Annotated in this window: 18 protein-coding genes; 9 read left to right on the top strand and 9 right to left on the bottom strand. The window is 51.8% G+C overall.

The genetic code is table 11. The features are described 5' to 3' along the window. Positions 1-79 precede the first annotated feature (79 nt). On the bottom strand, positions 80-1,264 hold the full coding sequence (locus tag E2566_RS17870; protein WP_205942449.1) for an MFS transporter: 1,185 nt from the start codon (positions 1,262-1,264) through the stop codon (positions 80-82). Beyond that, positions 1,261-2,454, bottom strand: a complete 1,194-nt coding sequence (locus E2566_RS17875; protein WP_107168008.1) for a serine hydrolase domain-containing protein — start codon at positions 2,452-2,454, stop codon at positions 1,261-1,263. Before E2566_RS17875 ends, E2566_RS17870 begins: the two co-directional genes overlap by 4 nt. A 116-nt stretch (positions 2,455-2,570) precedes the next feature. Between E2566_RS17875 and E2566_RS17880 the strand changes: the two genes are divergently transcribed. After that, positions 2,571-3,485 (top strand): LysR family transcriptional regulator, encoded by a 915-nt coding sequence (locus E2566_RS17880; protein ID WP_107168007.1) that lies wholly within the window; start codon positions 2,571-2,573, stop codon positions 3,483-3,485. Positions 3,486-3,519: 34 nt separating this feature from the next. Here the strand turns inward: E2566_RS17880 and lpdA are convergent, their stop codons facing one another. The 4 genes from lpdA to pdhR all read right to left on the bottom strand — a co-directional run bounded on the left by lpdA (position 3,520) and on the right by pdhR (position 10,656). After that, the gene (lpdA, locus tag E2566_RS17885; protein WP_107168006.1) at positions 3,520-4,944 is read right to left on the bottom strand and encodes a dihydrolipoyl dehydrogenase; all 1,425 of its coding nucleotides are present in this window, start codon (positions 4,942-4,944) and stop codon (positions 3,520-3,522) included. 236 nt (positions 4,945-5,180) lie between these two features. Next, positions 5,181-7,070: a pyruvate dehydrogenase complex dihydrolipoyllysine-residue acetyltransferase gene (aceF, locus tag E2566_RS17890; protein WP_107168005.1), complete on the bottom strand. Its 1,890-nt coding sequence runs from the start codon at positions 7,068-7,070 to the stop codon at positions 5,181-5,183. Between the two features lie 14 nt (positions 7,071-7,084). After that, positions 7,085-9,748 carry a pyruvate dehydrogenase (acetyl-transferring), homodimeric type gene (aceE, locus tag E2566_RS17895; RefSeq protein WP_107168004.1) on the bottom strand — a complete coding sequence of 888 codons (2,664 nt, stop codon included), beginning with the start codon at positions 9,746-9,748 and terminating at the stop codon, positions 7,085-7,087. Positions 9,749-9,891: 143 nt separating this feature from the next. Then, positions 9,892-10,656, bottom strand: coding sequence for a pyruvate dehydrogenase complex transcriptional repressor PdhR (gene pdhR / locus E2566_RS17900; RefSeq protein WP_107168003.1), 765 nt, complete (start codon positions 10,654-10,656; stop codon positions 9,892-9,894). Between the two features lie 658 nt (positions 10,657-11,314). On the opposite strand from pdhR, the gene E2566_RS17905 reads away from it, so the two are divergent. Next, positions 11,315-12,673 (top strand): amino acid permease, encoded by a 1,359-nt coding sequence (locus E2566_RS17905; RefSeq protein ID WP_107168002.1) that lies wholly within the window; start codon positions 11,315-11,317, stop codon positions 12,671-12,673. An 80-nt stretch (positions 12,674-12,753) separates the two neighbouring features. Here E2566_RS17905 and ampE read toward each other — a convergent pair whose 3' ends face one another. Beyond that, complete coding sequence (gene ampE, locus E2566_RS17910; RefSeq protein ID WP_107168001.1) at positions 12,754-13,608, bottom strand: beta-lactamase regulator AmpE; 855 nt, start codon at positions 13,606-13,608, stop codon at positions 12,754-12,756. Next, positions 13,605-14,180, bottom strand: a complete 576-nt coding sequence (ampD, locus tag E2566_RS17915; RefSeq protein ID WP_107168000.1) for a 1,6-anhydro-N-acetylmuramyl-L-alanine amidase AmpD — start codon at positions 14,178-14,180, stop codon at positions 13,605-13,607. The genes ampE and ampD overlap by 4 nt, the downstream gene beginning before the upstream one ends. Before the next feature lie 399 nt (positions 14,181-14,579). Between ampD and E2566_RS17920 the strand changes: the two genes are divergently transcribed. The 5 genes from E2566_RS17920 to hofC all read left to right on the top strand — a co-directional run bounded on the left by E2566_RS17920 (position 14,580) and on the right by hofC (position 19,930). Then, complete coding sequence (locus tag E2566_RS17920; RefSeq protein ID WP_107167999.1) at positions 14,580-15,446, top strand: nucleoside-specific channel-forming protein Tsx; 867 nt, start codon at positions 14,580-14,582, stop codon at positions 15,444-15,446. Positions 15,447-15,590: 144 nt separating this feature from the next. After that, positions 15,591-16,481, top strand: coding sequence for a carboxylating nicotinate-nucleotide diphosphorylase (nadC, locus tag E2566_RS17925; protein WP_107167998.1), 891 nt, complete (start codon positions 15,591-15,593; stop codon positions 16,479-16,481). A gap of 325 nt (positions 16,482-16,806) precedes the next feature. Further along, positions 16,807-17,253 carry a prepilin peptidase-dependent pilin gene (gene ppdD / locus E2566_RS17930; RefSeq protein ID WP_107167997.1) on the top strand — a complete coding sequence of 149 codons (447 nt, stop codon included), beginning with the start codon at positions 16,807-16,809 and terminating at the stop codon, positions 17,251-17,253. A 2-nt stretch (positions 17,254-17,255) separates the two neighbouring features. After that, positions 17,256-18,728 carry a type II secretion system protein GspE gene (gspE, locus tag E2566_RS17935; RefSeq protein WP_107167996.1) on the top strand — a complete coding sequence of 491 codons (1,473 nt, stop codon included), beginning with the start codon at positions 17,256-17,258 and terminating at the stop codon, positions 18,726-18,728. Continuing rightward, on the top strand, positions 18,725-19,930 hold the full coding sequence (gene hofC, locus E2566_RS17940; protein ID WP_107167995.1) for a protein transport protein HofC: 1,206 nt from the start codon (positions 18,725-18,727) through the stop codon (positions 19,928-19,930). Before gspE ends, hofC begins: the two co-directional genes overlap by 4 nt. 87 nt (positions 19,931-20,017) lie before the next feature. On the opposite strand, the gene E2566_RS17945 is transcribed toward hofC, so the two are convergent. After that, positions 20,018-21,058, bottom strand: a complete 1,041-nt coding sequence (locus E2566_RS17945; RefSeq protein WP_107167994.1) for a GMP reductase — start codon at positions 21,056-21,058, stop codon at positions 20,018-20,020. A gap of 292 nt (positions 21,059-21,350) precedes the next feature. Here E2566_RS17945 and coaE point away from each other — a divergent pair, with 292 nt between their 5' ends. Both coaE and zapD read left to right on the top strand, forming a co-directional pair. Further along, positions 21,351-21,977 (top strand): dephospho-CoA kinase, encoded by a 627-nt coding sequence (coaE, locus tag E2566_RS17950; RefSeq protein WP_107167993.1) that lies wholly within the window; start codon positions 21,351-21,353, stop codon positions 21,975-21,977. Continuing rightward, positions 21,970-22,722 (top strand): cell division protein ZapD, encoded by a 753-nt coding sequence (gene zapD, locus E2566_RS17955; RefSeq protein WP_107167992.1) that lies wholly within the window; start codon positions 21,970-21,972, stop codon positions 22,720-22,722. The genes coaE and zapD overlap by 8 nt, the downstream gene beginning before the upstream one ends. Positions 22,723-22,740 lie beyond the last annotated feature (18 nt).

Genomic DNA, 22,740 nt, shown 5'->3' on the forward strand with positions numbered 1-22,740 from the left:
CCCATAAACATTGCAGCCAGACGAAACAGGAAAATAGGTTGATTCATCGCAGGCTCACGTGAACAAAAAATCCGGCACCTTACCGCCGTGCCGTAGGGAAACCGTGTGGTCTGGCGAACCACACCACAATCAGTGTCACCAGTAACAAGACGAACATTGCTGGAGAAAATGCGGCAACACCGATGTGCTCCAGCAAAACACCGCCGATGATACCGCCCCCGGCGATCGCCATATTCCAGGCGGTGACCAGCATAGACTGCGCGACATCGGCTTCCTTCTCCGCGGTGTTGACCATGGCCGTTTGGAACAAGGTTGGCACGCCACCAAAAGCAAGTCCCCAGACTGCCACAGCGACATAAACCACCACTGGCACATCCCCCGCTACGCCAAGCACCACGGCGGACAGGCAGAACAGTGCCGAACAGCCAAGCGTCAAGGCTCGCAAATAGCCGTCGATCAGTACACCGACGATCCAGATGCCCAGCAATGAGGTAACACCGAACACCAACAGTACCAGATCGGTCTGTGCGACCATACCCACCGCCGCGAGAAACGGCGCGATATAGGTGTAGAGAATGTTATGCGCCAGCACAAAGGCCAACACGACGACGAGTACCGATCGCACGCCTGCGAGGGTGAAAACCTGCCCCAGCGAAAGCCGTTTACCTGCTGGCTGCCCGGCAAAATCGGGTACTTGAATGCGCACCCACACCATGAGTATGACGGCCAAAACACTAATCATGCCGAAACACATGCGCCAGCCGATCAGATTGCCAACAAAAGTTCCCGCCGGTACGCCGAGCGATAACGCCAATGGCGTACCCACCATCGCTATCGCAATAGCGCGTCCCTTCTGATGTTCAGGCACCATACGCGCCGCGTAGCCTGCCAGTAGCGCCCATAGCAGCCCAGCGGAAACTCCTGCCAGAAAACGCGCGGCCATCGTCAGCATATAGCTGCCGGAAAACGCCGTAATCGTATTGGCGATAACAAAACCTCCGATGGCCGCCAATAGCAACTGGCGGCGACGTACACCTTGCGTCGCTGCGGTCAACGGGATCGCAGCCACCAGAGACCCCACGGCATAGATCGTGACGGTTTGCCCAACCCAAGCTTCGGACACCGCCAGACCTTGCGCCATTTGTGGCAACAGGCCCGCAGGCAGTGCTTCGGTCAGGATGGTGATGAAGGCCGCAGTAGCTAACGCCAAGAGTGAGGCAATCGGTAAGCTATCACGCTGTGTAGCCGTCATTGAGGCAGTCATCGTACAGCCTCCAACTCGCCATACACGGCATCACGCAGATCGGTAACAAAGCGCCCTGACATCCCCTCGTACATCGTGTTGGTGAACGCCACCACGCTCAAACCTTGCGTTCGATCGACAAACCATGAATGGCCGTAGGCACCGCCCCAGCGCCAGGTGCCTGACGATTCCGGTGACTCGGCTAACTGCGGATCGCGCAAGACGGAAAAACCAAGGCCGAAACCGCAGCCCGGTGCGTTGGGCAATTCCAGACCCTGAGTCTGATCGCGTCCCATCTCCTCAATCAGCGCATCAGGCAGTGGTACCCCCTCTCCTTTGCGCAACGCTTCCAGCAGGCGTAGCAGATCCCACGCGCTCCCCACCATGCCAGCACCACCTGACGGAAAGGCCTGTGCATCAAAGATACGAGCGGGGCTATACGCAATACCGATTGCCCCCTCGAAGGGAGAAACCATCTCGCCTTCAGTCAGGCGATGCGGTTCTGGGGTGTCGTTCACATAAGCGGTGGTCAGGCGCAAAGGAGCACGAACAACGAATCCAGTATCATGCATACCCAGCGGGTCGGTCACCAATTGGCGAATCGCCTCATCCAGTGACGAACCGTGGATGCGTTCAATCAAGGCTCCCAGTACGTCTGTTGCCAGCGAATAACCCCAGGCCGTTCCCGGCACATACAACAACGGCACGCTGGCGATGCGACTCAGGTTCTCATCCAGAGTAATGCCAGAGGCATCCATACCGTCTGAAACTCCCGCTCGCGCGTAGGGGCCATCCGCATGATCCTCGAAAAAGCGATAGCCCAAACCTGCTGTGTGGCTGAGCAGCTGTCGCACCGTGATACGCGAGGGGCAACCATCGGGCAGCCGGGGCTGGAACGTTGGCATCCAGCGAGTAATATCCTCATCCAGATCGAGCCGACCTTGCGCCACCAGCACCAGCACTGCCACGGACACGATGGGTTTGCTTACCGAAGCCAACCGGAAGATGGCGTCCAGCGTCATCGGGCGAGCCTTCTCCCGGTCAGCCCATCCGGCAGCCTGCTGATGAATCAATGCGCCGTTATGCGCGACCAGCACGACGGTACCAACCAAACGCCGCTCGTCCAATGCTTGTTGAACGACTGTCTGAATTCGAGCAGAGAGATGCGTTGTCGGCGAATCGGTACGCGGGGGAAATAAGGGAGTTATCACGACATGTTCCTTTCATTAATGAGCGTTCCCGGTACGATAGAAAATCGACAATTAAAGAAAAAGTAGGCTACAGTTCCTAGATATACGGAAAAAAACATCCGTAATGGAGGAGTAATATGGACAGCCTGAATGGCTTTGTGGTGTTTGTACAGGTGGCCGAAACGCGCAGCTTCGTTGCGGCAGGCCGGTTACTTGGCGTGTCAGCCTCTGCGGTGGGGAAAAGCATTGCACGGCTCGAAGAAAAGCTGGGCGTGAGACTGTTTCACCGCAGTACGCGCAGCATCACACTGACGGCTGAAGGCTCACTATTTCTAGCGCGTAGCCGACGTATTCTGGCCGAAATTGAGGCCGCAGAGCGGGAACTGTCTCAGGGCAAAGCCGTACCACGCGGACGTCTACGAGTCAGCCTGCCGCTGGTTAGCCCGCTGATGCTGCCCATACTCGGCGATTTCATGCGCGACTATCCTGAAATCGAACTGGACTTGGACTTCTCCGATCGCATGGTAGATGTGATTGAGGAAGGTTTTGATGCCGTTGTGCGGACGGGCGAGCCGGTTGATTCACGCCTCACGGCACGCAAGCTGGGTATTTTCCGTTTTCTGCTGGTCGCCGCGCCAGACTATCTTGCCCAACACGGCACACCCCAGCAGCCTGCTGATCTGCTGCAACACACTTGCCTGCACTACCGCTTTCCCAGCAGTGGCAAGCTGGAACCTTGGGCGTTGCGGCTTGATCCCGATGAACCCGAATTGCCGTTGCCCACGTCGATGATCTGCAACAACATCGAAACGCGCCTCTGTTTTGCATTACAAGGACTGGGGATCGCCTATCTGCCGGATTTCTCTATCCGCGAACCGCTGGCCAAGGGACTGCTACAGCCGATCCTAAGCAACTATGTGGAACGCAGCGGCGTCTTCCATGTGCTGTGGCCTGCCAGCAAACATCCGTCACCAAAAGTACGGGCACTGGTGGATTTCCTCTGCGCGCGGGTGTTTCCCTCTTCTGACGGACAAAAAAAATCCGGCGCCTAAGCACCGGATTCTGATTCATCGAACGCGAGTAAACTTACTTCTTCTTCGCTTTCGGGTTTGGCAGGTCAGTAATGCTACCTTCAAAGATTTCAGCCGCCAGACCAACAGACTCATGCAGCGTTGGGTGCGCATGGATGGTCAGTGCGATATCTTCTGCATCACAGCCCATTTCAATCGCCAGACCGATTTCGCCTAACAGTTCACCACCGTTAGTCCCGACAATCGCACCACCAATAACACGGTGAGTTTCTTTGTCGAAAATCAGTTTGGTCATACCGTCAGCGCAGTCAGACGCAATAGCACGGCCAGACGCCGCCCATGGGAAGGTCGCGGTTTCGTAGCTGATGCCTTTCTCTTTGGCTTCTTTCTCGGTCAGACCCACCCATGCCACTTCCGGTTCGGTATAGGCGATAGAAGGAATCACTTTCGGATCGAAGTAGTGTTTCTTACCGGAGATCACTTCAGCAGCAACGTGGCCTTCATGCACGCCTTTGTGCGCCAGCATCGGCTGACCGACGATGTCGCCGATAGCATAGATGTGTGGCACGTTGGTGCGCATTTGCTTATCAACGTGGATGAAGCCGCGATCGTCAACTTCCACGCCCGCTTTGCCAGCATCCAGGTTTTTGCCGTTCGGTACACGACCGATAGCCACCAGAACCGCATCGTAACGCTGTGGCTCGGCTGGCGCTTTTTTGCCTTCCATCGTCACATAGATGCCGTCTTCTTTGGCTTCTACTGCCGTCACTTTGGTTTCCAGCATCAGATTGAACTGCTTGCTGATACGTTTGGTGAAGACTTTGACGACATCTTTGTCAGCGGCTGGAATCACCTGATCGAACATTTCAACAACGTCGATCTGTGAACCCAGAGCATGGTAAACGGTACCCATTTCCAGACCGATGATACCGCCGCCCATCACCAACAGACGACCTGGGACGCTTTTCAGCTCCAGTGCATCGGTAGAATCCCATACGCGCGGGTCATTATGAGGAATGAAAGGCAGTTGGATAGGACGTGAACCCGCAGCGATAATCGCGTTATCGAAGTTGATCGTCGTTTTGCCGTTTTCACCGTCAACTTCCAGCGTGTTGGCACCCGTGAATTTGCCCAGACCGTTAACGACTTTAACTTTACGGCCTTTAGCCATACCCGCCAGACCACCGGTCAGTTGGGTGATAACTTTTTCTTTCCACAGGCGGATCTTATCAATGTCGGTTTTAGGTTCACCGAACACGATACCGTGTTCTGCCAGTGCTTTGGCTTCTTCGATAACTTTGGCAACGTGCAGCAGGGCTTTGGAAGGAATACAGCCCACATTCAGACACACCCCACCCAGCGTGGAGTAGCGCTCTACCAGTACGGTTTCCAGACCCAAATCCGCCGCGCGGAATGCAGCAGAATAGCCTGCGGGGCCGGCACCAAGTACCACTACCTGAGCTTTAATTTCAGTACTCATCATGACCTCTTAATTGATTTCCGGCGGGTCTGTGACGTCACACCCGTCATCATTCTGATTGAGGGTGCATTTTTAATAACGCCCTCTTCCACCGGGACGTGTCTTTGCCGCAGTAGTTTACAAAATCGTTAACAATTTTGAAACAACAAGCGACTAACGATTTGTCCTTGATCACTGACCGCTGTAACAAATTACAGCTTATCAGAAAAAAGCCGGCCGTCAGGCCGGCTTTTCGATTACATCACCAGACGGCGGATGTCAGACAACGTGTTGTTAATGATGGTAATGAAGCGAGCACCATCAGCACCGTCAATGACACGGTGGTCGAAGGACAGAGACATCGGCATCATCAGACGCGGAGTGAACTCTTTACCATTCCAGACCGGTTCCATTGCAGACTTAGACACACCAAGAATAGCCACTTCAGGCGCGTTGACGATCGGCGCAAAGTGCGTAGTCCCGATACCGCCCAGGCTGGAGATAGTGAAGCAACCACCCTGCATTTCGCCTGCGGTCAGCTTACCGTCACGGGCTTTCTTGGAAATCGCCATCAGTTCGCGAGACAGCTCAGTGATGCTCTTCTTGTTCACGTCTTTAAAGACCGGAACCACCAGACCGTTCGGGGTATCAACCGCAACACCGATGTTGATGTATTTCTTCAGCGTCAGACGTTGCGCGTCTTCAGACAGGGAACTGTTGAAGCGTGGCATCTGCTCAAGCGCAGCGGCAACGGCTTTCATGATGAAGACAACTGGGGTGAATTTCACATCCAGTTTGCGCTTCTCAGCTTCGGCGTTCTGCTGTTTACGGAACGCTTCCAGATCGGTGATGTCCGTTTTATCGAAGTGCGTAACATGCGGGATCATCACCCAGTTACGGCTCAGGTTAGCACCAGAGATTTTCTGGATACGGCCCAGTTCCACTTCTTCGACTTCACCAAACTTGCTGAAGTCGACTTTCGGCCATGGCAGCATGCCTGGCAGACCGCCGCCAGCGGCAGCGGCTGGCGCAGACTCAGCGCGTTTCACGGCATCTTTCACGTAAGCCTGAACGTCTTCGCGCAGGATACGGCCTTTACGACCAGAACCCTTCACTTTCGCCAGATTCACGCCGAATTCACGTGCCAGACGACGGATAACAGGCGTCGCGTGAACGTAAGCATCATTCTCAGCGAACTCGCTCTTGCCTTCCGCTTTCGCAGCCGGTGCAGCAGCAGGTTTTGCCGCTGGAGCAGGTGCAGCAGGAACCGCGTCTTGCTTCGCAGCTGGAGCCGCCGCAGGCGCAGCGCCTTCCACTTCGAAGACCATGATCAGTGAACCGGTTTTCACTTTGTCGCCGGTGCTGATTTTGATTTCTTTAACCGTACCCGCGAACGGCGCAGGGACTTCCATTGAAGCCTTATCGCCTTCAACGGTGATCAGTGATTGCTCAGCCGCGATTTTATCGCCAACTTTAACCATCACTTCAGTCACTTCGACTTCGTCACCGCCGATATCCGGTACGTTAACTTCTTTAGCGGCAGAGGCCGCTGGCGCAGCTGCTGCTGGAGCAGCTGCTTGTGCCGGAGCGGCAGCAGGTGCAGCTCCCGCGACTTCGAATACCATGATCAGAGAACCGGTAGAGACTTTATCGCCGGTGCTGATTTTGATCTCTTTAACCGTACCCGCGAAAGGTGCCGGGACTTCCATAGACGCTTTGTCGCCTTCTACGGTGATCAGAGACTGTTCAGCAGCAACGGTGTCGCCCACTTTAACCAGTACTTCGGTCACTTCAACTTCGTCACCGCCGATATCCGGTACGTTGACGTCTTTCGCCGCAGAGGCTGCTGGTGCAGCAGCCGGAGCCGCTTCTTTCTTCTCTTCTGCCTTAGCAGGTGCAGCATCAGCTGCACCGTCGGCGGAATCGAAAATCATGATCAGTTTGCCGGTTTCAACTTTGTCACCGACAGAGACTTTGATCTCTTTAATGACACCAGCCTGCGGAGAAGGGACTTCCATAGAAGCCTTATCACCTTCAACCGTGATCAGCGACTGTTCAGCTTCAACCTTGTCGCCCACCTTCACCAGCACTTCGGTGACTTCAACTTCATCTGCACCGATGTCCGGTACGTTGATTTCGATAGCCATGTAATCTTTACCTCTTATGCCAGACGCGGGTTAACTTTATCTGCATCGATGTTGAATTTAGTGATGGCATCAGCAACCACTTTCTTATCGATTTCACCGCGTTTAGCCAGTTCACCCAGAGCCGCAACCACGACGTAAGACGCATCCACTTCGAAGTGGTGACGCAGGTTCTCACGGCTGTCAGAACGACCGAAACCGTCAGTACCCAGTACGCGGTAATCGCTAGCCGGGATGAAGTTACGGATTTGCTCAGCAAACAGCTTCATGTAGTCAGTAGATGCAACCGCTGGCGCATCACTCAGTACCTGAGCCACGTAAGGTACGCGCGGCGTTTCGGTCGGATGCAGCATGTTCCAACGCTCACAATCCTGACCTTCGCGAGCCAGTTCAGTGAAGGAGGTTACGCTGAATACGTCAGAACCGATGCCATAGTCTTTAGCCAGAATCTGAGACGCTTCACGTACGTGACGCAGGATAGAACCAGAGCCCAGCAGTTGAACTTTACCTTTGCTACCTTCAACCGTTTCCAGCTTGTAGATACCCTTACGGATACCTTCTTCCGCACCCTGCGGCATCGCAGGCATGTGGTAGTTTTCGTTCAGCGTGGTGATGTAGTAGTAAATGTTCTCTTGCGCTTCGCCGTACATACGGTGCAGACCATCATGCATGATCACCGCAACTTCATAGGCGAATGCCGGATCGTAGGAGAGACAGTTCGGGATAGTCAGCGACTGAATGTGGCTGTGGCCATCTTCGTGTTGCAGACCTTCACCGTTCAGCGTTGTACGTCCTGAAGTGCCACCGATCAGGAATCCACGCGCCTGTTGGTCACCCGCAGCCCAGCACAGGTCGCCGATACGTTGGAAACCGAACATAGAGTAGTAGATGTAGAACGGGATCATTGGCAGATTGTTGGTGCTGTAAGACGTTGCCGCCGCCAGCCAAGAAGAACCTGCACCCAGCTCGTTGATACCTTCCTGCAGAATCTGACCTTTCTGGTCTTCTTTGTAGTAAGCAACTTGCTCACGGTCCTGCGGGGTGTACTGCTGGCCTTTCGGGCTATAAATACCGATTTGGCGGAACAGACCTTCCATACCGAAGGTACGCGCTTCGTCAGCGATGATCGGAACCAGACGATCTTTGATAGATTGGTTCTTCAGCATCACGTTCAGGGCACGTACAAACGCGATAGTGGTAGAGATTTCTTTGTTCTGCTCTTCCAGCAGCGTGCGGAAATCTTCCAGCGTTGGCAGCTCAAGCTTCTCATCAAAGTTCGGCTGACGAGATGGCAGGTAACCGCCCAGTGCCTGACGACGTTCGTGCAGGTACTTGTACTCTTCGGAATCTTTATCGAAGGTGATGTACGGCAGGCTTTCGATGTTTTCATCGCTCACTGGCACGTTGAAGCGGTCACGGAAGTAACGTACGCCGTCCATGTTAACTTTCTTAACCTGGTGAGCGATGTTCTTACCTTCCGCCGCGTCGCCCATACCATAACCTTTAATGGTATGCGCCAGAATAACGGTTGGTTTGCCTTTGGTGTCCTGCGCTTTTTTCAGTGCAGCGTAGACTTTCTTCGGATCGTGACCACCACGGTTCAGTGACCAAATCTGATCGTCGCTCCAGTCTTTAACCAGTGCAGCCGTCTCCGGGTATTTACCGAAGAAGTGCTCACGCACGTAGGCACCATTTTTGGATTTGAAGGTCTGGTAGTCACCGTCGACGGTTTCTTCCATCAGTTGGATCAGTTTACCGCTGGTGTCTTTACGCAGCAGTTCGTCCCAACGATCGCCCCACATCACTTTAATCACATCCCAGCCAGCGCCGCTGAAGATGCCTTCCAGTTCATTGATGATCTTACCATTACCCGTAACCGGACCATCCAGACGTTGCAGGTTACAGTTGATAACGAATACCAGGTTGTCCAGTTTTTCACGGGTCGCGATGGTGATCGCACCTTTGGATTCTGGCTCATCCATTTCGCCGTCGCCCAGGAAGGCATAAACGGTTTGCTTAGAGGTATCTTTCAGACCACGGTTTTCCAGATACTTCAGGAATTTAGCCTGGTAGATAGCACCAATCGGACCCAGACCCATAGAAACGGTCGGGAACTGCCAGAAGTCAGGCATCAATTTAGGGTGCGGATAAGAAGACAGACCGTTACCGTGAACTTCCTGACGGAAGTTGTTCATCTGGTCTTCTGTCAGACGGCCTTCAAGGAAGGCACGAGCGTAAACGCCCGGAGAAATGTGGCCCTGGAAGTAGACCAGGTCGCCGCCGTCCTGCGCAGTGCGAGCACGGAAGAAGTGGTTAAAGCACACTTCATAGAAAGTAGCGGAAGACTGGAAAGAAGCCATGTGGCCACCCAGATCCAGATCTTTTTTCGAAGCACGCAGCACTGTCATGATCGCGTTCCAGCGGATTGCTGAGCGAATACGACGTTCCAGATCCAGATTACCAGGGTACTCCGGTTCGTCTTCCACTGCGATGGTGTTGATATATTGGCGTGCAGCCGTACCAGCAGCAACGCTGACACCGCCTTTACGCGCTTCACCCAGAACCTGATCTATCAGGAACTGAGCGCGCTCAACACCCTCTTCACGGATGACCGATTCGATCGCCTGCAGCCAGTCGCGGGTTTCGATCGGATCCACGTCATTATTTAAACGATCTGACATGGTTATTCCTTATCTTCTCTAATAAGTTGGTTTGTTGGAGCCTGTCTTCATGCATTCTGGCTTATATTTGATCATAAGCAAAACGCATGAAGACAGGCTCATCGTCGTCATTGCCGCATTCAGAGCACCAAAAATATGGGTACTCAGTCCTTGCGTTGCTGGAGCCGACGCAGCGATCTCTCGCGCCGACTATGTTCCCGGTTAAGATCCAGCAATACTTCCTCAATAAACGCCAGATGGCGGTGTGATGCTTCGCGCGCCTTCTCTGGCTCACGGGCAACAATCGCCTCAAAAATGCTGGCGCGATGAATGCTAACCTGAGCCAACACTTCACGGCTCAAATAAAGCAATTCAAAATTCTGCCTCACGTTCTGTTCGAGCATCGGCCCCATACAACGTACCAAATGCAGCAAAACCACATTATGCGTGGCTTCTGTTACAGCAACCTGATACTGCATAACGGCTTCTGACTCGGCGTCTAGATCGCCCGCTTCCCTCGCCTTCTCAATCACGGCATGACAATCCTGGATACGCTGCAAATCAGACTCTGTGCCACGCAACGCCGCATAGTAGGCAGCAATGCCTTCCAGCGCATGACGCGTTTCCAGAAGATCGAACTGTGATTCGGGATGTGTGCTCAGTAATTCTGCCAGCGGATCGCTGACGCTTTGCCATAGATTGGCTTGAACGAAGGTACCACCACCCTGACGGCGCAAAAGTAAACCTTTGGCTTCCAGGCGTTGAATGGCTTCTCTCAGAGAAGGGCGGGAAACATCGAACTGTTTTGCCAGTTCGCGCTCCGGTGGGAGCTTCTCGCCGGGGCGCAAGGTTCCCTCAAGGATCAGAAACTCCAACTGCTTTTCAATCACATCTGACAGTTTGGGCTGACGGATCTTGCTGTATGCCATGGTGAATTCTTCTCTGCGAATGGCGCGGAGTCAATTGGTAATACCAATTTCAAAAACGTGACGCTAAAGTAACAAAGTATTCACCTTCTGTCCATAAGGACCTTGAGCTAAATCACCAATCCCACCAGATTTTAACAAATGCACGAGAAACATGCGGCAAAGTGATAGCCCGCCTGTGGTATTACCATTAATCCCCCCTGTCTATATTTTAACTTTTTTGAAACGTAAAGCAGGCGGTGCTGAACCGTTTAAATGCACAAATAATGAATTTTTATTCAAAAAATAAGGATTTTTATTCTTATAAAGATAGCGTGATTACCAGTAGCCCTCTATCGGGGTAAACACTATTTTTACAGCGGGGATAAACAGGCAATAAAAGGGAGTAAGCCAAAAGAGGTATCGCCTTTCAAATTCCCCACCTATTTCTCATCATCAGGGGTTCAATCGAAGAGAGATAAAAATTTTGATGTGACGATAGTTTTTAATTATCAGGCTATAAGAAATCAGTGCAATCTTGCGTACTTACCACTATTCTTTGGCAAACGGTAGAGAGTTTCTTAATTTAAGAAAAATCAATCCGTAAAAATAAAATTACACAAACGTACAGTCAATAATACGCAGCGTATTTTTTACTTGCACAGGCAGAGGGTTAAATTTGATGGATAATCAACAAACGGACGGCACGCTAAAGCGTGGTTTGAAAAACCGTCATATTCAGTTGATTGCCTTGGGTGGCGCGGTAGGTACTGGCCTCTTTCTTGGTATTGCACAAACAATCAAAATGGCCGGACCATCAGTCCTGTTAGGCTATGCGATTGGCGGACTGATCGCGTTTCTCATTATGCGCCAACTGGGCGAGATGGTGGTTGAAGAACCGGTAGCCGGATCGTTCAGCCACTTTGCTTATAAATATTGGGGCGATTTCGCGGGCTTTGCATCTGGATGGAACTACTGGGTACTGTATGTTCTGGTCGCCATGGCTGAGCTCAGTGCCGTAGGGATTTACGTCCAGTACTGGTGGCCAGATATTCCGACCTGGGTATCCGCCGCGGTATTCTTCCTACTGATTAACGCTATCAATCTGGCGAACGTCAAAGTCTACGGTGAGATGGAGTTCTGGTTTGCCATCATCAAAGTCGCTGCGATTATTGGCATGATCGTCTTCGGCGGCTGGCTGTTGATCAGCGGTACAGGTGGGCCGGAAGCCACCGTGACCAATCTGTGGGCGCAAGGCGGGTTCTTCCCGAATGGCGGGCTCGGTCTGGTGATGGCGATGGCCGTTATCATGTTCTCATTTGGCGGGCTGGAACTGGTGGGGATTACCGCGGCAGAAGCAGATGACCCAGAGAAAAGTATTCCACGCGCGACCAATCAGGTGATCTACCGTATTCTGATTTTCTATATCGGTTCACTTGCTATCCTGCTGTCACTTTATCCGTGGGGAAAAGTTGTAGAAGGCGGTAGCCCGTTCGTCATGATCTTCCATGAACTGAACAGCAACGTCGTAGCTACGGTACTGAACATCGTGGTATTGACCGCAGCACTGTCGGTTTACAACAGCTGTGTTTATTGCAACAGCCGCATGCTGTTCGGGTTAGCAAAACAGGGTAATGGCCCGAAAGTGCTGGAGACCGTCGATAGCCGTGGCGTACCGGTTGTCGCAATCGGTATTTCCGCACTGGCGACAGCACTCTGCGTGCTGATTAACTACCTTATTCCCGGCAAAGCATTCGAGCTATTAATGGCGTTGGTCGTGTCTGCTCTCGTGATTAACTGGGCGATGATCAGTCTGGCACACCTGAAGTTCCGTGCACAGAAGGACAAAGAAGGTACGGTGACCAAGTTTAAAGCGTTGCTGTATCCGCTGGGTAACTACCTCTGCCTGCTGTTCCTGGCGGGGATATTGGTCATCATGTTCCTGACGCCGGGCATTCAGATTTCCGTCATGCTGATCCCGGTCTGGCTGGTTATTCTGGGCGTGGGCTACTTCATCAAAAAGAAAAATCAGCTTAAGTAAACCTCTGCCTTAACCACATTTTCTCGATTCAATGGCCGACCTTGTCGGCCATTATTTTTCCTACCAACGCCCAACAAACATCAGACCAGCGCACCGTATATCGTCAGAAGCGCGACAACCACCACCAGCACCAGCGTCACTTTTTTCGCCAGCGTCACGGCGGCTTTGGGCGTTTCTACGGGCTCGCTATGGGATTCACGCGCCAGAGAAAATTGAGCCAACTGAGTTAACACCCAATATTGCGAACTGCGAGAGTCCCCTAGCGATGCGAACCAGGCAGGCAACGCTTTTTCACCATGTCCCAGCAACGCGTAAGCCGCACCAGCCAAACGAGCGGGAATCCAGTCGAGCCAATGCAACAAACGATCGACACCAGACTGCGCACGTTCCAGCGGCGTGTTATGCCGAGCAAGCCAGGTTTGTCTGGCGCGCAAAAACGCATACCCCACGAGTGCAACCGGCCCGTATGGTCCTGCGGCAACGAACCAAAACAGCGGAGCCAGATAAAACCGGAAATTTATCCATAGCAATGCATTTTGCAGCTCTTTTAGCTGCTCGCTTTCACCAGCACCAACGGGTAAACCGTGAATCAACGCCAGTTCCGCCGCCATTTCCCGGCTGGCATCCGCCTCGCCGCGCTGTGCGGCCTGCAAATAACGTCGATAGTGTTGGCGAATCTCACCCGCACCAATGCACATCAGGCTGATAACAATCCACAGCAAAAGAGAAATCAGGCCAAACAGAATGCCACTCGTTAGCCACAGCAGTCCCACCACAATTCCCATGCTGCATAACGTCAGGAACAGCGTTTGAAATAAAGAGGGAGAGGGAACGTGTCGGAATACAACGTCAAGCCGATGATCGATCTGCCAATGCTCCCCCTGTTTGAACAACCGTTCCCATGCCAGCGTAAGCAACAGTGTAAACAGCGTCATTGATCGAGACTCCCTTTGTTTTCTTTCCAGTTTTCTTGTAGCAGACGATGATAGCCGTCCCAGTCAAATGCCGGACCGGGATCGGTTTTACGGCCCGGAGCAATGTCGCTATGTCCGGTAATTCGAGACGGTGTAATAGGATAAGCCCGCATTAATAGGCGTGTAATCATAACCAGTGAGTGATACTGCTCCATGGTAAAAGGCAGCGTATCCGTACCTTCCAATTCAATACCAATAGAGAAATCATTACAGCGTTCACGACCTTCAAACACCGAAACACCGGCATGCCAGGCGCGCTGATCGAAAGACACATACTGCGTGGTTTGCCCATCGCGACGAATAAGGCAATGTGCCGCGACGCGTAAATGGGAAATATCGGCGAAATAAGGATGCGCAGTGGGGTCCAATGTCGCCGTAAACAGCTGGTCAATATACGGACCGCCAAACTCACCGGGCGGTAGGCTGATATTGTGAATCACCAGTAAGGAAGGCACCTCGTTATTCGGGCGACCATCATAATGCGGCGAAGGCGTGTGTGTAATGTCGGATAACCAGCCATTTTCCAAAAGCATCGGCGATAACCTCGCATCGTATCGTTTGCCGGCTGAATCAAGCGAAAAATCAATTGGAGCTAAAAGTCCTCGGCTCCAAGATACCATGTTTCACGTCATCCTATCTATCCAACTGGATATCAATAGATTTTACCGTTCGTTTTGTGATGTTTTAGCCATTTTCCTGCCTTTTTCGACTTTCACATCTTTTTTAGCAAGATAAAATCCCAATCTCATTGTGTGATTAAAGTCACATTACAAATGTAATAACACAATAAAAGGCAATCGTTTTCGTGCATTGCGTCTATTTTTACTTAAAATGCATGGCAAAATTATCTCCTGATTTTTTTTGATATTACCAAAATTTATTTTGCGGTCTTACGCTCGGCGTAAATAACGTCTAACACTATGGTACTTAACATGAAAAACACTTTCGCCGCAGGCACCTTGCTCGCACTGTCATGCTCAATGCCAGCTCTTGCCGACAGCAATAGCAATAAAGCTGAATACCTCTCCGACTGGTGGCACCAAAGCGTTAACGTCGTCGGCAGCGCCCATACGCGTTTCGGACCGCAACTGAACAGCACGACCTACCTGGAATATGAAGCATTTGCGCGTAAAGACTGGTTCGATTTCTACGGTTACGCCGATGCGCCTAAATTTTTTGGTGGCGATCCCGACAGCCGTGGCATTTGGGACAAAGGCTCCCCACTGTTTGTCGAGATCGAACCACGCTTCTCGATTGATAAACTGACGGGAGCTGACCTGAGCTTTGGTCCGTTTAAAGAGTGGTACATCGCCAATAACGTTATTTACGATCAGGGGCGCAACAGCGGTTCACGCCAAAGCACCTGGTACATGGGGTTAGGTACCGATATTGATACCGGTACCGACCTGTCGCTATCACTGAACGGTTATGCCAAATACCAATGGCAGAACTACGGCGCAGCGAACGAAAATGAGTGGGACGGCTACCGCGTAAAAGTGAAATACTCCTACCCGCTGGGCTCTCTGATGGGCGGTAACATCTCGTATATCAGCTTCACCAATTTTGATTTCGGTTCAGAACTACGTGATAAATCGAATTCAAGCCGCACTAACAACTCCATTGCCTCCAGTCATATTCTGGCACTGGGTTACGACCACTGGCACTACTCTTTCGTCGCACGCTATTTCCACAACGGTGGCCAATGGGCTGATGGCACAGAGCTCAATTTCGGCAAAGGTCCGTTTGAAGTGAAATCTACCGGTTGGGGCTATTACCTGGTCGTCGGTTACAACTTCTAAAATGACATCTCCTTTCCGGCGACCACGCATGTTCGCCGGAAAGTTAAAGAAAGTAATGCATTGAATTACAAAGGCTATTCATTCTGGATGTCCTGATATAAACAAGGTAGCATAGACCTCCGAATCCCCCTTCGGAGTTTTGTCATGTCAACGCGTCGCTACAGTCAGGAACAACGCCAGCAAGCCTTGCTCGCTCGTATTTCACAAGATATCCCCGCCAGCGTGCAACTGGCACTGCGTGAAGATTTAGGTGGCATCGTCGATGCTAATCAAGACATTACCGCTCTGCTGTTACCCGACAACGAGACCGTCAGCGCGCGTATTATCACGCGCGAAGCAGGCATATTCTGCGGTACGCGCTGGCTTGAAGAAGTCTTTTCTCAATTGGGCGACACGACAACGATCGTTTGGCACGTCGCCGATGGCGAGGCTATCACCCCCAATCAAACGCTGTGTGAGATCACGGGGCCTGCTAAACAGCTTCTGACCGGTGAGCGCACAGCGCTGAATTTCCTGCAAACGCTGTCCGGCGTCGCAACCGAAGTCAGCCGCTATGTTGCCGTCTTGCAGGGAACGCGCACTCGACTGCTGGATACCCGCAAGACGCTGCCGGGGCTGAGAACCGCACTGAAATACGCCGTATCATGCGGCGGTGGAGATAACCATCGTCTTGGCCTATCCGATGCCTTCCTGATTAAGGAAAACCATATCATCGCCGCTGGCTCAATCAAAAATGCGGTAGAAAAAGCACAGGCTTTGCGCAACGATGTTCCGGTAGAAGTTGAAGTCGAATCACTGAATGAGTTGCAGCAGGCGCTAGAGGCTGGTGCCGATATCATTATGCTGGATAATTTTAGTCTGGATAATATTCGGGAAGCGGTTGGCTTGGCACAAGGCCGTGCACTACTGGAAATATCCGGCAATGTCACGCTCGACACGCTACGTGGCTATGCAGAAACCGGCGTCGATTATATCTCGGTGGGCGCATTAACCAAGCACGTACAGGCACTGGATTTATCCATGCGCTTTATCTAATCGCTCCTCTATTTCTATCGGCGAGGTGCTATTTCGCACCTCGTTCACCTCTCTACATATCATTCTCTCGTACACCATCGTAACAACACAAACTACGAATCCCGCGCGGACTTCCTGTCCCAACAGCGTGAAAATTGCGTCTCTGCTCGCAAAAAACTTTCAATCCTCTGCAAGTCGCTAAAAACATGTCGTAGCGCCTTCCTGTTTCACATTTTCCTGCTCGTCAGCCTTCGCTCCCTTTCCTATGCTGCCGCCATCCGTATGGGTTTATGTACCGCAATATTTATGTGCCACAAAATTTATATGCAACAACAGGGAAATCAACATGACAACACAACAAGGATTCACACTGATTGAGCTGATGATCGTGATTGCGATCATTGCTATCCTCAGCGCCATTGGCGTCCCCGCCTATCAAGGTTATCTGCAAAAGGCGGCGCTCACAGACATGCTACAAACGATGGTGTCTTATAAAACGCCAGTCGATCTCTGCGGCCTGGAAAATGCGGCGTTTACGGCCTGCAACGCAGGTAATCAGGGAATTCCTGGTAGCAAATCTTCACGCTATGTCAGCGCCGTTAGCGTCGCCCAAGGGGTGATTACGCTCACTGGGCAATCTACTCTGCAAGGGCTACGCGTTATTCTGACGCCAACGTGGGATACCGAAACTGGTGCTTCACACTGGACGAAAAACTGTGCCACAGATAACGGCGCAGAGAGCCTGCAAGCCGCCTGTCAGGACGTTTTCCGTTTTGATAATACGGCGGGTTAATCATGACAGATTCGTCCTTCTCCTCCGAGCATACGCTCAGCGAGTTACAGACGCTGTGCCGGCGTTATCAGGCATTATTGCTCAGCATTGATGAACAAACGCTGTCGGTAGCCGTCACGACCTCCCCTTCGGCGGAAATGATTTCCGCACTGCGTTTTGCCAGCAATCGCCGCATTATGGTGGAACAGTGGCCGCAGGCCAGAATGGAACAACAGCTTAACCCCGTGAACGCCGTTGCCGAGCCAGTAGAAACCTACCATGCCAGTATTCATCACGCCAACGTAGGGCCGCAGGATCATGATGACGATTCCCCTGTTGCGCAATTTATCCATCAAACGCTACGCCTCGCCGTTCAGCGCCGCGCTTCTGATATCCACTTTGAGCCACAGCTAGACAGCTACCGTGTGCGGCTACGCATTGATGGTGTATTACAGGTAATATCCGCACCACCTCCAGAGCTGATAAGCCGAATTACCGCACGGCTAAAAATCATGGGTAAGTTGAATATCGCCGAACGACGGTTGCCGCAGGATGGTCAATTCAGCCTAACGTTGGATCAACAGCCCTACTCGTTACGTATCGCCACCCTCCCCGTGCAGCAGGGGGAAAAAGTCGTATTGCGTATTTTACAAACGCACCAACAGGAGTTGGCGCTGGACAAACTCGGTCTTGGCGAAAAAGCATTGCAGCAGGTTATCAGTGTGCTGAACGCCTCACAGGGAATGCTGCTAGTCACTGGTCCTACAGGGAGTGGTAAAACCGTGACGCTTTACAGCGCAATACGCTGGCTTAACGAGTGCAGTCGCAATATCTGTAGCGTGGAAGATCCGGTCGAAATTCCCTTACAGGGAATCAATCAAACGGCAATCAATCCCAAAGCGGAACTAGGCTTTGGGAGAATTTTACGTGCGCTGCTGCGACAAGATCCAGACGTCATTATGATTGGTGAAATCCGCGATGCTGAAACCGCTGAAATTGCGGTAAAAGCCGCACAAACGGGCCATCTGGTCATGTCCACGTTGCATACCAACTCTGCGGTCGAAACGCTAACTCGTCTCAATCACTTGGGCATTCCTGGATATCTGTTAGCTTCGGCGCTTAAACTCATCATCGCACAGCGGCTTGTGCGTCGACTATGCCCACACTGTAAAACCCAAGGAGAACCGCTACTCTCACTGCCAAAAAATATATGGCAAGGACCACTGAACCATTGGCAGGCCAGCGGTTGCAGCCACTGCTTCTCTGGTTACTATGGTCGTGTCGCGCTCTATGAATTACTCCCCATCACGCCAGATTTTCAGGCTGCATTAGCAGGCAACGCCAGCATTGGGGAATTATCTGCCCTATCGCAAGACTCTGGTTTTCCGACACTGCTGGCTGCGGGGCTCGAACGGATCAACGATGGCCTAACCTCACTTGTTGAAGTCTATCGTGTTGTCGGCGATGAGTGGTCTATGAATCAGGAGATACAATGAAGTTAGCGCGCTTATATCATTGGCAGGCAATCACATCCGAGGGCGAATTTGCTAACGGCACACTGATTAGCACGCACCGCCAGCACGCCTATGCCAACTTGATTGCCCAAGGCTACCAGCCGCTCATCGTAAAGGCTGGCCATTATCTGTCACCCCGCTACTGGAAACGCGAACAGCTAGGTGAGTTAATCAAACAGCTTGCGGCTCTACTACAAGCTGGATTGCCTCTGCTGGAAGCATTAAAATTGGTGTCAGAGCAGCATGAGCGCCCCGGTTGGCGCTGCATATTACGCGACGTTCGCACTCATGTTGCTCAGGGAAATTCGCTGTCTGAGGCATTGCACGGCTATCCTCATATTTTTCCCGTTCTGTATCGATCCCTCATTGCCGTCGGCGAATTGACGGGAAAACTAGATATATGCTGCCTACAGCTAGCTCAACAACAAGAGAAGCAGTCCAGACTGCAACAAAAAGTTATCAAGGCGCTACGCTATCCCTGTTTTGTTTTGCTCATTGCAATGCTGGTCAGCATGATGATGTTGCTGCTGGTTCTACCCGAATTCGCAACACTCTACTCCTCGTTCAATACGCCGTTGCCGTGGTTTACTCGGCAGTTACTTCATCTAGCCGATCTCCTCGCTGGCTACGGGTTCCTTGGGCTATTGCTTATTAGCTGCCTAATATTGGGATATGCCCGACTGAGACAGCAAAGACCATTATGGAAAACCAGAGAACAAGAATGGCTGCTGAGGCTCCCTGTGGTATCCAGTTTGCTACGTGGTAAATCACTGAACCAGATATTCAATATTCTGGCCATGACTCAGCATGCCGGTTTAACGCTTCCTGAGGGGCTGGATGCGGCCGCCACGATCCGTCATCCGCTTTATCAGGCCGCGATTCAACAGATACAAGAGCAGCTGCATCAGGGCACGTCGCTATACCATGCCACACAGCATCACACCACGTTGTTCCCCGCACCGTGTCCGCAGTTGATTCGGGTTGGTGAAGAAACCGGGGCACTGGATGCAATCTTTACACAGTTAGCAGAATGGCATGAAAGGCGGGTACAACAACAGGCCGACATGCTGACACAAACGCTGGAGCCGTTATTGATGATGGTCGTCGGGGGAATGGTCGGGGCGCTAGTGATTGGCATGTATTTGCCTATCTTCCAGTTGGGGAATATATTGGCCGGTGCCTGAACCAGCCAATACATGTACGACAACGTCTACAAATCAAACCACATAACCACTATTAAGAGCGGAAAGACGGAATGTGAAAACGTATAACTATCCGTTAAAAATACGATTTTCCTGCTCGGCCACGCGGATAAACGTTGTACGTTTCGTCAGTTCCTTCAAGCGGGATGCGCCAACATAGGTACAGGCCGAACGCAATCCGCCAAGAATATCGCGGACGGTATTATCTACCGGACCGCGTAATGGCAGCTTCACGGTTTTTCCTTCTGCGGCACGGTACTCAGCCACACCACCGACGTGACGCTCCATCGCAGATGCGGAACTCATACCGTAGAACAACATCATCTTCTCACCGTTTTCTTCAACGATAGTACCTTCACATTCATCATGCCCTGCCAACATGCCGCCCAGCATGACAAAATCGGCACCGCCGCCAAAGGCTTTCGCGACATCGCCGGGCATAGCGCAGCCACCATCGCTCACAATTTGCCCGCCGAGGCCATGTGCCGCATCGGCACATTCAATCACGGCGGAAAGCTGAGGGTAGCCAACGCCCGTTTTAACACGCGTTGTGCAGACAGAACCGGGGCCAATACCGACTTTCACGATGTCCGCCCCAGAGAGAATAAGTTCTTCCACCATTTCACCCGTTACCACATTTCCAGCACAGATAACCTTGTCTGGACAGGCCTCACGCGCTTTTTGCAGGAACGTCACAAAGTGCTCAGAATAGCCATTTGCTACATCGATACAGATAAATTTCAGCTCTGGCGACAGCGCCAAAATCTGTTTTAACTTGATGAAGTCAGCGTCAGATGTTCCGGTCGAGACCATGACGTGGCGTAATACCGATTCTGGTGCTCGCTGCACAAACTGGGACCATTGCTCGACAGAATAGTGTTTATGGACGGCTGTCAGAACATCAAAAGAAGCCAGGACTTCCGCCATACTAAACGTACCCACGGTATCCATATTAGCGGCGATAATCGGAACACCAGACCAGTTGCCACCAGCGTGGAGGAAGGTGAATTGACGTTCTAGTTCAACGTCAGAGCGGCTTTTCAGCGTCGAACGCTTTGGCCGGATGAGAACGTCTTTAAAGCCTAACTTTAAATCTTCTTCAATACGCATGAGGTTCGAGTTCCTGGTGAGTGACGGCGGAATGCTCAGTATCGTTACTGGGCATAATCATTTCTAAAAAAATAATGCCCTTTACCAGTGACGTTATCATACGCAGGAATAATCCTGCGGCAAGACTGCGATTTTCACTTTATTTGGGATAAAATCAGAAAAATTTACCTATCGCCTAGCAGGGTGATAGTGTGGAGCAAACTGCGGTTTATGCTTGATTGGGTTCAGGGGACGGGAATGAATTCCTCGCCCTTGAAGATAGTAAAAATGTTAACTTTTCAACACAGGTGCAATGACATACATCGTAGCCTTAACGGGCGGTATTGGCAGCGGAAAAAGCACCGTAGCCGATGAATTTGCCAAATTAGGGGTCACTATCGTTGATGCGGATATCCTCGCACGACAGGTAGTCGAACCTGGGAAACCCGCACTGGATGCCATTAAGCACCGGTTTGGCGATGCCGTGCTCAATGCCGATGGTTCATTAAACCGTACCGCACTACGTCACCGAATTTTTTCCTCACCAGACGAGAAACAGTGGCTGAATAATTTGCTCCATCCGTTGATCCATCAGGAAACACAGGCCCAGTTTCACGCCATATCTACACCGTACATTCTGTGGGTCGTCCCTTTACTGGTAGAAAATGGGTTACAGCAGCGAGCACAGCGTATTCTGGTCGTTGATGTAGATAGAGACACACAGCTTGAACGCACACTGGCCCGTGATGGCATCAGTCGGCAGCAAGCGGAAAACATACTGGCAGCACAGGCAACCCGAGAACAGCGCCTGGCTTATGCCGATGATATTATTGATAACAGTCGTTGCCCAAGCGAGTTGGCTCCACAGGTTGCGGAATTACACCGCCATTACCTAGAGCTAGCCGCTTCCGCAGCCGACAGGATGACTAAGAATGAGTGACGCTTCCTCAACGATTTTATTTGAATATCCGCTCAACGAGAAAACGCGTACCTGGTTGCGTATCGAATCATTATTGCAGCAGCTGCATCAAAACCATTCTCTGACTGACATGGGGAGCGCTCTGACATTTTTTCGCGCCGTCGCCGAGCTGCTTGATGTACTGGAACGCGGAGATGTGCGTACCGAGTTGCTGAAAGAACTGGAGCGCCAACAGCAAAAATTGCTGCAATGGAGTGATGTACCAGGTGTAGACATGGAACGCATCCACACGTTGCGGCGTCAGTTGAAAGATCTGGCCAGTACGCTGATGGCAGCACCGCGGATGGGGCAGTTCTTACGAGAAGATCGTCTGATTAGCATGGTTCGTCAGCGACTAGGTATTCCCGGCGGGTGTTGCAGTTTCGACTTACCAACGCTACATAGCTGGTTGCATCAACCTCAGGCGCTACGTGAGAAACTGGTTTATGGCTGGCTTAGCTCTCTATCACCGCTTAAACAAGCGCTGGACATGATCCTGGAACTAATCCGTCACTCCGGTACGTTCCGCCCACAAACCAGTTTGAATGGCTTCTTTCAGGACAATGCCTCAGATGCTGACCTGCTACGCTTGCGTCTTGAACAGGCACATCAACTCTATCCACAAATATCCGGTCATAAGACACGCTACGCCATCCGTTTCCTGCCATTAGATAGCGAAAACGGCCATATTCCGCCTCGTTTAACGTTTGAACTGGCCTGTTGCTAGACTCAGCACAGATAAACG

Source organism: Pectobacterium punjabense, from assembly GCF_012427845.1.
GTDB classification, from domain to species: Bacteria; Pseudomonadota; Gammaproteobacteria; order Enterobacterales; family Enterobacteriaceae; genus Pectobacterium; species Pectobacterium punjabense.